This is a genomic window from Cohnella silvisoli, from assembly GCF_021190915.1.
Classification (GTDB): domain Bacteria; phylum Bacillota; class Bacilli; order Paenibacillales; family Paenibacillaceae; genus Cohnella; species Cohnella silvisoli.
The window spans coordinates 107,625-123,199 of record NZ_JAIOAP010000010.1 but is presented as its reverse complement, the minus strand read 5'-3'; the positions used below and the strand labels follow the sequence as shown (position 1 = coordinate 123,199).

12 protein-coding genes are annotated in these 15,575 nt (G+C 48.6%); 1 reads left to right on the top strand and 11 read right to left on the bottom strand.

From position 1 onward, the window contains the following. Nucleotides 1–106: 106 nt before the first annotated feature. The 8 genes from K7P76_RS18875 to K7P76_RS18840 all read right to left on the bottom strand — a co-directional run bounded on the left by K7P76_RS18875 (nucleotide 107) and on the right by K7P76_RS18840 (nucleotide 10,820). Complete coding sequence (locus K7P76_RS18875; RefSeq protein ID WP_232186859.1) at nucleotides 107–1,765, bottom strand: cellulase family glycosylhydrolase; 1,659 nt, start codon at nucleotides 1,763–1,765, stop codon at nucleotides 107–109. A 26-nt stretch (nucleotides 1,766–1,791) separates the two neighbouring features. Beyond that, entirely contained in the window at nucleotides 1,792–2,652 is an 861-nt protein-coding gene (locus K7P76_RS18870) for a carbohydrate ABC transporter permease (RefSeq protein WP_232186858.1), read from the bottom strand. Then, nucleotides 2,649–3,536, bottom strand: coding sequence for a carbohydrate ABC transporter permease (locus tag K7P76_RS18865; protein ID WP_232186857.1), 888 nt, complete (start codon nucleotides 3,534–3,536; stop codon nucleotides 2,649–2,651). Before K7P76_RS18865 ends, K7P76_RS18870 begins: the two co-directional genes overlap by 4 nt. A gap of 38 nt (nucleotides 3,537–3,574) precedes the next feature. Continuing rightward, complete coding sequence (locus K7P76_RS18860) at nucleotides 3,575–4,930, bottom strand: ABC transporter substrate-binding protein (protein WP_232186856.1); 1,356 nt, start codon at nucleotides 4,928–4,930, stop codon at nucleotides 3,575–3,577. Nucleotides 4,931–5,039: 109 nt separating this feature from the next. Beyond that, nucleotides 5,040–6,134, bottom strand: a complete 1,095-nt coding sequence (locus tag K7P76_RS18855; protein ID WP_232186855.1) for a response regulator — start codon at nucleotides 6,132–6,134, stop codon at nucleotides 5,040–5,042. A gap of 3 nt (nucleotides 6,135–6,137) precedes the next feature. After that, a complete protein-coding gene (locus tag K7P76_RS18850; protein WP_232186854.1) occupies nucleotides 6,138–7,901 on the bottom strand; it encodes a sensor histidine kinase in 1,764 nt (587 codons plus the stop codon). A 31-nt stretch (nucleotides 7,902–7,932) separates the two neighbouring features. Further along, nucleotides 7,933–8,403, bottom strand: coding sequence for an MEKHLA domain-containing protein (locus K7P76_RS18845; protein WP_232186853.1), 471 nt, complete (start codon nucleotides 8,401–8,403; stop codon nucleotides 7,933–7,935). A 167-nt stretch (nucleotides 8,404–8,570) separates the two neighbouring features. Continuing rightward, nucleotides 8,571–10,820, bottom strand: coding sequence for an alpha-L-rhamnosidase (locus tag K7P76_RS18840; RefSeq protein ID WP_232186852.1), 2,250 nt, complete (start codon nucleotides 10,818–10,820; stop codon nucleotides 8,571–8,573). A 106-nt stretch (nucleotides 10,821–10,926) separates the two neighbouring features. On the opposite strand from K7P76_RS18840, the gene K7P76_RS18835 reads away from it, so the two are divergent. Then, nucleotides 10,927–11,817 carry an AraC family transcriptional regulator gene (locus tag K7P76_RS18835; RefSeq protein ID WP_232186851.1) on the top strand — a complete coding sequence of 297 codons (891 nt, stop codon included), beginning with the start codon at nucleotides 10,927–10,929 and terminating at the stop codon, nucleotides 11,815–11,817. Nucleotides 11,818–11,839: 22 nt separating this feature from the next. Here the strand turns inward: K7P76_RS18835 and K7P76_RS18830 are convergent, their stop codons facing one another. The 3 genes from K7P76_RS18830 to K7P76_RS18820 form a co-directional block, all read right to left on the bottom strand. Further along, the gene (locus tag K7P76_RS18830) at nucleotides 11,840–12,733 is read right to left on the bottom strand and encodes a carbohydrate ABC transporter permease (protein WP_232186850.1); all 894 of its coding nucleotides are present in this window, start codon (nucleotides 12,731–12,733) and stop codon (nucleotides 11,840–11,842) included. Between the two features lie 12 nt (nucleotides 12,734–12,745). After that, nucleotides 12,746–13,666 carry an ABC transporter permease gene (locus tag K7P76_RS18825; RefSeq protein ID WP_232186849.1) on the bottom strand — a complete coding sequence of 307 codons (921 nt, stop codon included), beginning with the start codon at nucleotides 13,664–13,666 and terminating at the stop codon, nucleotides 12,746–12,748. A 146-nt stretch (nucleotides 13,667–13,812) separates the two neighbouring features. Continuing rightward, nucleotides 13,813–15,561, bottom strand: a complete 1,749-nt coding sequence (locus K7P76_RS18820; RefSeq protein WP_232186848.1) for a sensor histidine kinase — start codon at nucleotides 15,559–15,561, stop codon at nucleotides 13,813–13,815. Nucleotides 15,562–15,575 lie beyond the last annotated feature (14 nt).

Below are 15,575 nucleotides of genomic sequence, written 5' to 3'. Positions count from 1 at the left end.
ATTTTCCGAATCACCTCCTTAAGAGAATTGAAATCGATTTCTTTTTCAAGAATCTATGATAAAGCCGAAGGACAGCGCCATCGGTTGGCGCCGTCCTTCAGTCTAGTTAGTCTATGAAGCTTGTCGGAACGACTTCAAGCCATTCTATTCGGACAGGATGTTCTATCGTAGCGAGCTTAACCCGGTGAAGCCCCGGCCGAAGCCGAATCCCTTCCTCAAACCGAACGTTCTCCCATGACCAGCCGTTCGCATCCGCGTATCCATTAGTAGCGGCACCATCCACCGAAATTTCGATTCGTGCTTTACCGTTCACCGCGCATAAACGTATGCTTATCGAATAAAGTGAAGATTCAAAATTAGAACCTACCGGAATATTAAATTCATATGCCAACCAGTCCCCCGGAGCCAGTTGAACGCACAGCTTCTCATCCGATTGCCAAGGTTCCCCTCGTCCATGCTGGAAGTTGGGAACCGTACGTTCGCTATCGATGAACCGGATATCCGTCCCGTCGTTCGCGCGAAAGCCGATGCTTCGCCCGCTGCGCTCCGAAATTCCAAAGCTTACCCCTGCACCCTTGTATCCGTAAAAAATAGCAGGAATCCGCACGGGACACTTACGAAGAAGCGCACCTGCAACTTCCGGATAATAAACGCATTTCTCAATAGGAAGGTTATCCAGATACTCCCACAACACCTGCGCCGCAGTTGCCTCATCAGGCTTGACGCCGCCTTCCAGATAATCCACCAGCAGCTGCCACCCGTTCGGCATGATGATGGAGCAAGGCGAGTTGTTTCGGTCCATTTTCTTCCACGTCCAGAAGTTCCATGAAATTTCATGGTCTTCGAACATACGGAATGCCCCGGTATACCACTCTTTATTATTCTCGCCGCCTTCACCCATGAAGATCGGTACGTTCCATTCCTCGCGCTTGTCCAAGTAAACCTGGATGCTCTCGGTGTCCGGGTTGTTCCAATATTTATGGAATTGAAGCATGACGTTATCGTCGATTACTTCATTGAAGATCGACCAGTCCGTCGACCAATGCGCACCTTCAAGGATAATCATGTGACGATCGTCCACATCCCGGATTGCCTTCACGATATCCTTGTAGAGGGGCATAATCTGATCGTTGTACTTGGCGAACCAGTCGGGTAACGGCTCATTCAGAAGATCATATCCCGCGACGATCCATTCGTCCTTGTATCGATCCGCCAGCATGGCCCATAAGTCGACAGTAATCCTCTGGTTCCTTTCGTCCGTAAACAATTCCGGCTGATCGAACTCCGAATCGTCGATATTCGTTCCGGTCTGTCCGCCCGGCGCTCCATGCAAATCGAGAATAACGTATAGTCGGTATTTACGGCACCAATCGATAACCTTGTCTATAAGCTGCAGATGCCGCTCTTTATATCGTACAGGCTCTTCGTCCTCTAAAAGGAATCTGGCATTAATAGGAACCCGAACGGAATTGAATCCTTCCTCGGCAATCCGCTCGATATCCGGTTCCGCTATATATCGGTCATAATAAATTTCCCAGAACCTCTCCGCCTTCTCCCGGCCAACCAACTCCTCGATCATCCGTTCGATGCGGCGCGGCCTGTCTCCCTTCTCCGGGAAACACCACATATACCCTTCCGGGAGCAGCCAACTGCCGAAGCCGACTCCCCGAAGAACGATTTCCCGGCCTTCTCCGTTCACCAGCTTTCGTCCTTCCGCCCTAAGAAAGCCGGTTACTTCATGCTCCTTATTTTCCGGCACAGACATTGGAATTCAACCTCCCCCAAACCTATTCAGCCTTTAATCGCCCCGTCCGCTATCCCGTTCAAAATATACTTCTGCAGCACGATATACAGCACGATAACAGGCAGCATAGCCATAACGAGCGATGCCAATATAGCCGACCAATCGTTGTTGTACTCCCCGAAAAGCATGTTGGTGGAAAGCAGCAGCGTATAGCTGTCGGAATCGGTCAACATCAATAGAGGAAACAGAAAATCGTTCCACATCCACAACAAATTCAAAATCGCAATCGTAGCGGTTACCGGAAGCAGCAACGGAAAGATCACAACGAAGAACAAGCGGATTTCCCCGCACCCATCCACTACAGCCGCCTCGTCCAAGTCGCGCGGAATCGATTTGACGAAACCATGGTACAGGAAGATGGCCATCGGAACGCCAAGTCCGATATACATAAGGCCAAGCCCGATCGTCGAGCCTTGAACGGTCAACTCCTTCGCGATTTTCACTAGCGTGATCATAATGGAATGAAACGGAATGAGCATCGACAGAACGAACAGCCCGAACAGAAACCCGCTGACCCTGCCCGGCGTTCGGGACATCTTGTACCCCGCCATTGACGCAAACAGTATAATACCCGCCAAGCCGACGGCGGCAACGGTCAACGTATTGCCCAGGCTGCGCATAAAGTCGGTTTTCTCGAAAGCATCCGCATAATTGCCGAATTCCAACCGCGAAGGAAATGACAAAATGTTGCTCAGCATGTTGCCTTCCGTCTTCAAGGAATTTAACAAACCCATATAAATCGGGAAAAGCGTAAAGATCGCGCCAATGAGCAAAATAACGAAGACGAAGGCCGAGCCGACACGGCGTCCAAGCTGACGCTCTCCCGCACGGGTACCCGGGTTACTCATGCCTCCACCTCTCTATTCTTCATAAACCGCAGTTGAACGATGGTGATGAGGAAGACGATGAGGAACAGGATCATGGCCTTGGCGCTGGCATAACCGTATCTCGAATTGAAACTGAATGCTTCCTCGAAAATATTGAGCGCGATAACTTGGGTTGCCCTGCCCGGTCCGCCGCCCGTCAGCGCATACACGGCATCGAATGCCTTGAACGACGAGTTAAGCGTAAGGAAAATTCCTATCGTTAAAGCGGGATATATCATCGGGAGAGTAATGTTCCGGAACGTTTGAAACGTATTCGCCCCGTCGATTGCGGCCGCTTCCTTTAATGGCTGGGGCACGCCCTGAATCGCCGCAATATAGATGACCATCAAGAAGCCGACGCCGCCCCATAAAGAGACGATAATGATCGCGTAGAATGAGAAATCGGGATCGCCGATCCAAGATTGATCCAGAAATCCAAAACCGGAATGTTCCGCTATATAGGACAAAACTTTCGTGAAAATAAACAGCCACATAAACCCGCCGATAATCATGCTGATCATATTCGGCATGAAAAATATCGTCCGGAACCATACTTTGCTGCGCCCCCGCGATTCTACGAATACCGCGAGCAATAAGGCAAGCGCATTTTGCAGCACGACCATGAACGCAACGAACCTCAGCGTAAACCAAATCGATTTTATAAAATAAGGATCATCCGTCAGCGCTTCGGTATAATTGGCGAATCCCACCCAGTGATAGGTGGGATTCAGCCCGTTCCAATCCGTCAGGCTATACCCGATCCCCCCGAAAGCGGGGGCGAGCATGAACACGGCGTAGAACAATAAAGCAGGGAATACGAAGGCTAACAGAGTGATCGTTTGCTTCCTCTTCTTCGTCCATTGCATCTGAGATCACTCCCGATCAGCCCATACAAGCGGGATGCTTATTGTTGGGTTTTAATAGCCTTCGCCCATGTTTTGTCGAGCGTCTTGATGATTTCCTCTTTCGACACGGTTTTGGCGTAGTAGCTTTGCAGCAGCTTCGCCGTTTCGTCCGTTACGCCGTTCGGCAATGACAGATCCAGATAAGCTTTGCCTTTCGCCACATACGAGCTGGCTTCCGTGATCCAAGGGAACGTCTCATAAGTGTGCATAGTTGCAACCGGATTGAATTTCAAAGTCTCGAACAGAGGCGCGGAATCTTTGTCGTCCAGAACGTAATTGACCAGATCCAACGCAACTTCTTTGTTCTTGCTAGTCGGAGATACCGCAAGAGACGTGGAAGTGGCGAGGTTGATCATCGCCCCGGCAGGATCGTTGCTCACGGGAAGCGGAGCCACTCCGAATTCCATATTCGGGTTCACCTTCAGAATCGTTTCCGCTTGCCAAGGTCCTTGCACCCACATGGCGGCTTTGCCGTTAGCGAAATCGGTGGAACCCGCTTCGTTGCCGACTTCGAACGGTTTGCTCGTCCCGTTAGCCATGATAAGGTCGATTATATCGAACACGCTCGCGACGTCTTTATAGGAAGCTTCGCCTTTGTTCATCTTCTCGATCCAATCGGGATGCGCGGAGGAGACGGTACCGCCCAACGATAAGGCCATCATGAGCTGCGGAATCCAGGACTCCTGGAAGGCCAGCATAAACGGTTTTATTTTGGCCGCGTTAATCTTATCGATCGCAGCGTTCATCTCGTCAATCGTTTGGGGTGGCGTAATGCCTAGATCGGCGAAAATTTTCTTATTGTACAAATATCCCCACGACAAGCTTTCAAGTGGCAACGCCACGACTTTGCCGTCGTAGGTGACGGTTTTCCTAACGCTCTCGTACACCTTCGGCACGAACGGCTGATCCGACAGATCGCTCAAATAACCGGCTTTGTAATACGTCGGAATATCCGCAATGGCGTGAAGCGTAAAGACATCCGGCGCATCGTTGGACGCAAGCCGCGTTTGCAAAATTTGCTTCGCTTGATCGGGATTCGGCATTTCCAGCTTAATGGTTACGTCGATATTTTTGCCCGCCAACTCTTTCGCCTTGAACTGAGCGAAGTAGCTTTCGAATTGATCCTTGAACCTCGGAAAGCTCATGAATACTTTCAACTCTACTTTTTGCGGCGGTGTATCCGCTTTCACTTCCGACGGAGAGGCACTCTCGCTTGCAGATGCGGATGCGGATGCCGATTCCGATTCCGAAGCAATGGCGGAAGGTTTCGTTTCATTGTTATTTTTCGAGCTGCATGCCGAGATAACCGAAACCATAAGAACAAGGACAAGACTCATATAAAGCGCTTTCTTCATTTGGTGTAACCCCCTCTTATTTGAATGCATCTTCAGTATAGGGGAGACGGTTTCCCGCTTCATTTCAGGATATTAGCTTCCGCTATTGCACTTTATTGATATTGCCGCTTTAATCTTCTTTACGTAAATCGCCTGGCGTCTGGCCGAAAAACTTCTTGAATACCCGGTAAAAATAAGCAACGTCCGCATAACCCGTTAATTGCGCCACATGTTTAATCGCCATCTTCTGCTCAACAATGAGCTCCCGCGCTTTCTCCATCCGTTTGCGAATAATATAGTCGGAAAGATTCTCGCCCTGCTGGGATTTGAACACCCGGCTTAAGTGCTCCTTGCTGACGAAAAAGCGCTGCGCAACCGTATCCAGCGATATCTGGTCCTGATAATGACGATCGATATGGGATTGAACCTCCGCGATATCAAGCCGCAAGCGGTTTCTCCGGTTCGCTTCGATCGCGTCTACCGCCTCTTCGTACAGCTTCTTAATGTCATGGAAAGCCTCGGAAACGGAGCCCCAATCGACCGAAGCATTTCGCGCAACATTCCTATCGCTCCATAAGCTGTTGAAGTCCACTTCGTTCTCCGTTGTGAATTCCTCGAGCATCAGCATGAAATCATGCCCGACTTTGGATAGGATGTTCCCTTCTTCTCGATTCGCAGAAGAGCTATGCAACAATTCCTCCAACCTCGACAATGTCTCGAGCACCGCCTGCTTGTTCAGTTCCAGCAAATATCCGTATACGCGCTGGCGGTAAGCCAAATATTGTTCAAGCGTAGCCGCATCCGCGAATATGAACGGCGTTCTCCATGAAGGGCCCGCCCCCTTGTTCACCTGTCTCAACTCTTGAGCGCATTCAGCCAATGCGGCATTCAGCTCTCCTTGATCGATCGGCTTCAACAAATACTCCACAGCGCGCGAACGAATAGCCTGCTTCAGGTAGATGAAATCATCGTAACCGCTCATAACGATAATCTTAAGCGCCGGATATCGTTCGTTCATCGCTTTCAGAAGACCTACCCCATCAAGTCCCGGCATCCGCATATCGGTTATGACGATGTGCGGCTTCAGTTCCTCTATCCGTCTCAAGCCTTCCGTACCGTCCTCCGCCTCGCCGATCACGTTCATTTCTAGCCGTTCCCATTCCCCAAGCGCCCTCACTACCTGCCTGGACCAAGGTTCATCATCGATAATCAGTATATTAAACATGCGTTATGCCCCCCTATCCGATACCGGCAGTTTGATGATGACTATAGTACCTTGTCCAGCGTTACTAACTATCCTTAAGCCGTACTTCGCACCAAAATGAAGTTTCAGCCGGGCATCGACGTTTTTCAGGCCGATTCCTTTTCTTCTGCGCGGCTCGTCTTGCTCCGATTTGTCGACTTTCGATGATAATCCGCTTAACAGCTCCATTCGCAACTGTTCCAGTCTTTCCTTCGTGAAACCTACGCCCTCGTCTTTAATCAGAATGGCGATATGGTTGCCTATGCGTTTCACTCGCACTTCTATCGTCCAAGCTCCTTCTTTACGCTGAAGCCCGTGCTCGAACGCATTTTCCACAATCGGCTGCAACGTAAATTTGGGGAGCATTCCCTCAAGTGCATCCTCGTTAATCGAAATAATGGCATTGCAACGGCCTATAAAACGGTTTTCCTGTATGAACAAATAATTGCGCATGTGCTTAATTTCGAATTCCAACGGAACCTTATCCCCATCGGTGCTAATGGAATATCTGAGCAGTTCTCCGATCACTTGGGTTATTTTATAGATTTCGGGAGCGTCTTTGGTGAGCGCCATTCCCCCGATAAGATGCAGCGTATTATTGAGAAAATGGGGATTAATCTGGGCCTGAAGAGCCGACAGCTGAGCGTTCTTGACATCGATCTCCCGCTGGTACTCGTCTTCGATCAACTCCTTGATACGCTGCATCATGGAGTTATACCCTCGTTCCAGCAAACCGATCTCATCATGGCTTTGCACCGATTTGATCTCGAAGTTATGAATATGCACGTTGCGCATGGTCTTAGCGAGGCTTACGATCGGTCGGCTGATTCGAAGCGATACGAGAATGGACAGCAGGACGGAAGCTGCGGCGAACAAACTTCCCGTCACGATACCGGCCTTAATCGTCGCATTTGCGCTCTTGGCTACCGTCCCTGAAGGAACCGCTTTGACAACCGTCAACGATCCATCGTTTACTTTCTTCATAAAATAGAAATAGTTGCCTGTACTCGTGAATTGCAGCTCGGAATTGCCGATATTAAGGCTTTCGATTTGCGATTGAATTTCCTGCGAGTAACCCGATTCGGTAGAACCGGATAACATCTCGCCTTCATCGTTAAGCAGGAATACGGAGCTTTCCGGCTCCGACTTCAGGATGCGCGCGACTTCCTCCCACACATCGCGATTAATGCGGACGGAAAGACCTCCGAGCAGCTTCTGGTCAGGGAACCGATAGATGCCATGGAAAGCATAGATTCCTTTTCCCGACTGCTTGAAGTACATATTGAGCGGAGTCTGCCGCATACGGCTCCAAACTCCGCCGGAAATATCGAGAGAGGATACGATGCCGCTGCTTACGTAATTAACCGAAAAAGCCTTTTGGCTGAGATGACTATAAAGAGTAAGGAGGTCTATCTTGCGGGAGTTTGCGTAAAAAGCCGATTTCAGCGTGCTGCTGATGTAATTTTGCGTTTTGAACTGGACGCCTACATCGGTGCTCTCGCTATCATTTAATCCGGTCATCAGCGGCTCGTTAATCTGCAGAGTATAGAAAAGGATATCGATCTGTTGAATCAGTTCGTCCAAATACTGGTTCGCCCACAGCATCCGGGACTCGTTCGCGTTGATGATTTCCTTCTCCACCGAATCCCTCGTATTGTTCGTGGCGATCCACGTCACCGTAATGACCGGCAGCGTCGTCAGGCAAATCATGAGCAGCATCAACCGCAGGCGTATGCTTGTCCGCTTCATGTCCCCGCTCCTTCCCCGATGAGGTCGCTATCTAGACGCGCTTCCATTCCCTAAACATAGCCGCTTGTCCTTGATACTGATTATCCGCGTCTACGACGCTCCAGATCACAGCATCTCTGATTTCGAATCTCGTACCGCTGCTGGATACTCGAATGCCGGTATACCCATCGGAGTAGCCTTGTCTTCTGACTTCGTTCAGCAGTTTCTCCCTCTCCGTTCTTTCCATCGGTTCTGCCGTTAGGCGCGAAGGCGTTGAGGTAAACGTCTCCCAATCCATCTCCCATAACCTTAAAGCAGCTTTATTTCCATAATTCAATATGGGATCCGGCTCCGTTCCGTGGGACAAAAGGACAAAGTTCGCCTCGAACAACGCAGTCGCTGCAGCTGCCGACTGCAACTTAGGATTATATTCCAATAACGTTCGACCTGTCGCTCTATAAAAGCTGTCGATCAATAAATTAGAGTGTGCTTCAAGCCGCTGTATGTTCACGTATGACCCCATGCCGTTGGTAACTCCCTTTCTATTCTCGTTTAATCTGCTAGAGGTTTGGCTGCTTCTTTTTACTTTACCAGTTCCCTTGAAATCAAACTAGACATAAGAAAAAACATAGGAAACGCGAGAGGCCGGACCCCACGTGTTTCCTATGTTTTTTCCTGATCCTATGACGGTTAGTCGAAAATCAAATCGCGTTCCCCTGGCGCAAGCTCCATCACAACGTTCCGCGCGGGCAGTTTGACTGCAAGTCTCGCGTTCATTCCCGCAGGAATACGAGCCCGGATTCGGACGCCGCCTTGTTCTGCTAAACGCTCCCAACGAGCGAATAAGGTCCCATGAGGTGTCCACACTTCGGCTTCCGCGAACGACAAGTCGTCTGGCATATAAGGACGAATAACCGCTTTCGCGAATCCCGGAGCTTCCGACTTGATTCCAACAACATACTCTTGCAGCAATCTCGCCGGATAGCCGTTCCACGCATGGGAATGGCTTTCGATATCTTCCCAGCCTTCCCACATCGTCTTCGCGCCTTGCGCGATCATATAGCCCCAGCCCGGATATTCCTTGCGACTGAGCAGCGCATAAGCTTCCGCTTCGCGCCCGTTCTCGAACAACATTCTCAGAAGCGGCAACGACAGCACCGTCCGGCATTCCCATTGTTTGTCCGCTACGTATGCAACGGCTGCTTCGCGATCGGCCGATGGGACTAAGTCCGCGTATAAAGCGATAGCCGTAACGCCTTGATGCATCTGTGATGATTCCGAGCTGTCCCTAAATCGCTTGAGCTCCCGATCATACAGATTCCGGACAAGATTATCGCTTAGCCGTGCCGCGTGTTCCTTGTATGCCTTATGATCAACTTGTTTGCCGATTAGCGCCGCAGCATCGCTAACGATTCTTAAAGCCTGCACGAGCTTAACCTGCTGAACGGTTAAAAAGTCGCCTTTATGTTCCACAGACGGATAAGGCCAATCGCTGATGTGCCAGCCCTTATCCAGCGGGACAAGTCCCGACACTGGGTCCAATCGCCCTATGAAGTAATCCACCATCCGACGCGCGGTTTCGAAGAAGGTTTCCAGCAGCTTAACGTTGCCCGATGTTTGATATAACTTCCATAGTAGAGTCGCGTAATGCAAATCCCACTCCGGAATCTGCAAGTTAAAATCCTGATGCTCGTAATTGGTAGGCGTCACGAAAGGAAAAGTACCGTCCTCCAGCTGCGCGTCCGTGAAGTCGCTTAGCGTCTTCTCTATCACATTCAAAGCATCGAAATTATAGAAAAGCGTCTCCACCTGCAAATCCGTATCCGCTGTATATTGAGCTTGCTCGCGGTGAGGACAGTCGACCGTCTGACCCAACGTGTTGTTTTTCTGGGTTCGGATGCACGCCTCGTATAAGGCGTTAAGATTCTCGTCAGAGCTGTTAAAGCTTCCCACGTAAGGCATCGCCGTATAGGCTAGGCACACCGTAAGACTGTTCCCTTCCTCGATAGGCAAAGGATAACCCGTTACCTCGACATAACGAAAAGCCTTGTAGGAGAAATCCGGCTGCCAGCTTTCCTGATCGTCGCCCCGCATCGTGTATTGATCGTAATAATTGTCCGAATGCTCATTGCACACGTTATGCTTCACGCGGCCGTTCTCGTCCAAATCCTCCGAGTACCGAAGACGAATCGTTGCCCCTTCGATCCCTTTCAGCGTGAATTTGGGCCATCCAGAGACGATTCTTCCGACATCGAACACCTGCGGGAATGAAGGGTCCCCCTCTTCGAAAGCCGAACTTAGTTTCGTTAGCCGGATTTCTTCCTCGATGGCGCCTTCCGGAATCTGCTGCTCCACCATAAGCCACTCGTCCCGGCCGATTTTCGCCTTCTTGGCTTTGGAGGTATTGCTTACATCATCCTTCAAACCTGCATAACGCCACTTTTGATCCCATTTCCTAGCATCATATTCTTCTATGGCGGACACCCTGCGATTTTGTTGGTAGGGAGTCCCCGACTTATGCGGCATATCCTTCAGAGTTTCCCATGAACCGTCCGTCTTGACGATTTTCTTCGATCCATCCGTATAAGTAAGATGAAGCTCAAGCCGGAATCCGGGCAACCCGTTAACGTAATTCTGTCCGCTGCCTCCAAGGTAATGCGCATCTGCGGTAAGGCAATTCAGCCCCTCATTCAGTTGTCCGCTAATCTCGTAAACCAAATAATATTTCCGCTTCCATGGGTTCGTGGGTGCAGGAGAGCCGTAACCGCCCACCTTCGTTCCGTTGACGTAAACAAACGCCGAGTTGTGCGCCGATACGAGCAATTGCGCAGATATAAGAGAAGCTTGAACCGCAAACTCCTTGCGAAAATAAGCAAAATCATTGACCCGAACACGCCGTGAACGCCAAATCCAATCCGCTATCCAATTGATGTTCGCCAACTCCCTGCATTTTTCCAAAGCATAACATACGCTTTTCCCTTGTATATAGGGGGCAATCTGTGCTATTAATAGGGCAATCACATCCTAAAATGAAGGATCGATCACGATGAATTCAACCCCGCATACGTTAGAAGGCCGTACCCTCTGGGATCCCAACTTTCCTTTGTACGTGACAAGGGAACGCGAATATTTCACCCTGCCTATCCATATTCACGACTTCGTGGAAATTCAATACGTCGCGGAAGGGAAGGGCTACCATTATATTGGCGATGAGAGAATTTTCGTGGAAAAAGGAGACCTATTCATCATCCCCATCGGAACCCGGCACGTTTATCGTCCTGCTTCCGAAGCCGCGAAAGACGAGCTCATCGTCTATAACTGTATTTTCGACGTTTCGGTACCGGAGAAACTACTCCTAGCGTATCCTTTTCCGGAGGGCACACTGACCTTATTGACCGGACAATCGCAAGCTTACCGGCGGTATAAAGATGCCTTTCATGAAGGCCGAATCGGCATGGAAGCCCTGCACCGGGAATACCGCATGCGACAACCCGGTTATGAGTCTTGCCTATATGCGCTCCTGACCAAATTACTCGTTTATCTGTACCGGCTCGAGCTCAATCTCGCTTCAGCGCTTCCCGCCAATTCTCAGCTCGGCTCCGCGCTTGAATATATGGAGGACAATTACAGCAGGCCGCTGACGCTCGCCGAAATCGCCAAGCTTCTGCCCGCTAGCCCCAGTTACATGCAAAGGATGTTCAAACAGGCGACCGGCCAATCTTTCACCGAGTACCTGCAGAACATCCGAATGAAGAAAAGCACCGAACTGCTCCGCCATACTACGCTGACGATCAAAGAAATCGCCGAACAAGTCGGTTACCGGGACCTTAAGTTTTTTTACGCGCTGTTTCGCAAGAAGACGGGGTTATCCCCAAGGCAGTATCGCAATAGAGCTCACGGCTCAACCTTCGCTCAAGCGGACCAATTGCCGCGATAGGGAGAACTCTCCTGCTTGCAGCCTATTCTTTAATAGCTCCGATCATTACGCCCTGGATAAAGTACTTCTGAAGGAACGGGTACAGCGCAACGATCGGAAAAGTCGCCACGATGATCGTCGCCGCTTTGATCGATTCGGGAGTGACGGCAACCGCTTGATTCCCCCCGCCGCCCATTCTCGCTTGCGTTACCGCAAGCTCGTTGACCAGTTCCGCTTCCTTGATCACCTTGTACATGACGAACTGCAAGGTGTACAAATCTTTCTTGGTAATGAAATAGAGCGAGGTCGTCCAATCGTTCCAATGGGTCACAGCCAACCACAGGATAACGGTAGCCATCACGGGCATGGACAACGGAATAATGATTCTCGTCAAAATCTGGACTTCGTTCGCCCCGTCGATAATGGCCGCTTCTTCAAGGCCGTTAGGAAGCGACTGAATGTAGGTTCTTACGATGATCATATAGAAGAACACAAAGGCCATCGGCAGAACATAAACCATGAAATTGTTCATCAGATGCAAATACCTGTACAGAAAATAAAGCGGGATGAGTCCACCCGATATGAACGTAGGAATAATGAGAAAGAAGATCAGGAAATTTCTCCCCGGCAAATTTTTCTTCGTTAACGCATAAGCCGCGCCCGTAATCAGAATCAATCCGAGCAAAGTTCCGAGCAGTACCCTGCCCCCCGAAATGACGAGTGAGCCGACAAAGCTGCTATTCGAGAAAACGGTTTCATAATTGCTCCACGTAAATTCCCGCGGAAACACCGTGATGCCGCCAAAAATAGTATCTTGTCCGTCGTTAAGAGAAACGGCCAACTGATTCAGGTACGGATATAACGTAATGACGCACAGAAAGATCATGAATACGATATTAAACAGCCGAAACGCCTTTTCTCCGAAACTTGTTCTCATGAGCTCTCCCCCTTACCATATTCCGACTTGACTTGTTTTTTTGGAAATCCAGTTGACCCCATATACGATCAGGAACGAGACGATGCCTTGCGCCAAACCGAATGCCGTGGCCAAGGAATAATTCCCCTGCTGAATGCCAAGCTGGTAAACCAATGTGTTGACTACCTGAGTCTGTTCCATGGTGTATAAATTTTGAAATCCGTATACCTGTTCGAAATTCGAAGAGACAAGGCTGCCGGACGAAAGAATGAAAATAATCATCGCCGTAGGCATGATACCCGGAAGCGTAATATGAATCATCTGCTTCCACCGTCCGCAACCGTCGATCTTGGCGGCTTCGTATAATTGAGAGTCAATCCCAGCGATTGCGGCAAGGAATATAACGGATGACCACCCGATGTTCTTCCAGAGATGAGATCCGAACAGGATCGCCACGAAGTTGTCAGGGTCCATCAATATATTCGTTCGTTCGATTTCATGCCCGACCAAAAACTCTTTCAGGTCGTTAAAAGGCCCGCTCATCTCGAAAAAGGCGTAGAACAAAGCGACGACCGATATCCAGGACAGGAAGTAAGGTAAATAACTGACGGTTTGCACGAATCGCTTAAAGAATCTTCCTTTTAATTCGTTAAATAGCAACGCAAGGACAATCGGAAACGGGAAGCCGATTATCAAAATAATAGAGTTATAATAGAGAGTGTTTACGACCGCCTTGGCAAATACAGGATCTGAGAAAATAGCGTTAAAATGCTTAAATCCGACGAAAGGACTGCCGAACATCCCCTTGAAAATATTGAAATCCTGAAAGGACATCACGATACCGATCATCGGCACGTAACAAAAAATAATCGTCCATAGTACTGCCCCTGATAGGAGCAAATAGAGGAACTTATTTCGTCTTATTTTCTGAGATAACGTAAGCTGGTTATGCATTTTGTCCTGTTCCCCTCTCTGCAGTTGTCATATAAATTCATTATACAAAGAGGCGGAAGTACGATTAAGACAACAGATTGCTTAAATCTATCAACATCTGCTTATTAACAAAACGCCGTCTGCGCATGTGCAGACGGCGTTAACATTCAGCTCGCATCAAACGTCCTGAACTCTCTTCTCTCATTAAGCTCAGCCTCGTTTAATGCTTCAATTCGGATCGTTACTTTTGTGCCTTTTCCCACTTCACTTTCGATTGCGATCCCATCGTTGTACCCGTAATAAGCTTGGATTCGTTTGATGACATTCTTGATCCCGTATCCCCCTAAGCTCGCCGTGAAATTTAAGTTCATAATGTCGTTAACGCTTTCCGGTCTCATACCGCGCCCATTATCGCTTATCTCGAAGACGATATCGCGTAAATCCCGATAACCTTTGATCATCACGATCGCGTTTTCTCTTTTCCCGTTAAGCCCATGCAGGATCGCGTTTTCAACAATCGGTTGAATGAGGTGCTTCGACGTATAGAAACCTAATATCTCTTCCTCGATATCAAGTACCAGCAGGTAGTCGACGGAATGCGCAAGAACATTAATTTTCACGTATTCTTTAATCATTTCCAGCTCGGAGGCTACGCTGATTACACTATTCCCTTTGCTCAGGGCGATTCGATAATATTTCGTCATGGCATCGATAATCTCAACCGTTTTGCCGTCTTTGTTCCTTAAAGCTGTCCAATTAATGACCGACAAGGAGTTATAAAGAAGATGTGGATTGATTCTGGATTGCAGCAGCTCGATTTCCAAAGAGCTTTTTTCCAATTTTACGGCAACCACTTCTTTATGGATTTCGTTCAAGCGGCTAACAAGCTCTTTTAATTTAAGTTTGATGATCGACACGTCGTCGGTTCCTGAAATTTGAATAAGCTCCTCGTTGAGAAGGAGCTGATCGTTGCGTTTGATTTTGTTAATGAAGCTTTCCAGATTCCCCGTTATCCGATGCGCGGTCGTTTTGGAAGCAAGCAGCATTACGAAAATATAAATGAGGAAAAAACCGACCACCAACATGATGGTTCGAAATGTTTTCTTATTCACTTCCATCTTCGGGATGGCAACGATGATTTGATTCCCATCCTTTAAGCTGTCGCTAACGATCAAATAGTCTTTCGGGGTAATTGATTTCAGATTCGGGATCTCGAGTCGGGTTTGATTGTTGAGATGCAGAATATTTCCGTCTTTGTTCGCGGATAGAATCAATCCCGTATCGGGAACGCCGATCGTGTCCATTTTCAAAGCGACGACGTTATAGGGGATGTTAACTTCAAGAATGCCGATGGAAGTTTTGAAATCGACGATATTCCGATAAAAAGTCAAATAACTTTGGTTGTCTTTCACGGTTAGATCCGACTTCCAAATAATGTCCGTGGCGGGAGAATTCTTGGCTTCTTCAATAGAGTCATTCGATGGTATATTCGTCAGTTTATCTACAAACTTACCATCATATAAGGTCTCATTGGCCGCATGAATGATGAAGGGGCTTTTAATGTCTTCATAATAAGGCTCGCCGATCATCGCATCGGTGTCCTCGAAAAAATAGATCATTTGCTCCAGATCGTTGCCGTAGTTTTTTTGGAGGTTCTTGATCAATTTCTGATTCGTAATAATATAGCTGCTTTTATCGATATATTTAACTAGGATCTCATCGATTAAATTTTTGCTCTCATTTAGTTGAATCCCGATCGTGTCCAAATATTCACCTTTGTACTTCTGATACGTATAGAAGCAAAAAAAGATCGAAATGAGTATGATCGGAATGCTGGTGAAAATAATTAAGTTTTTGAAAATCTGGTTGTTCATGGTCGAGGCGGGAAAAAAGAAACGAATCTTCTGTTTAACCATGCTGCCGCACCCTC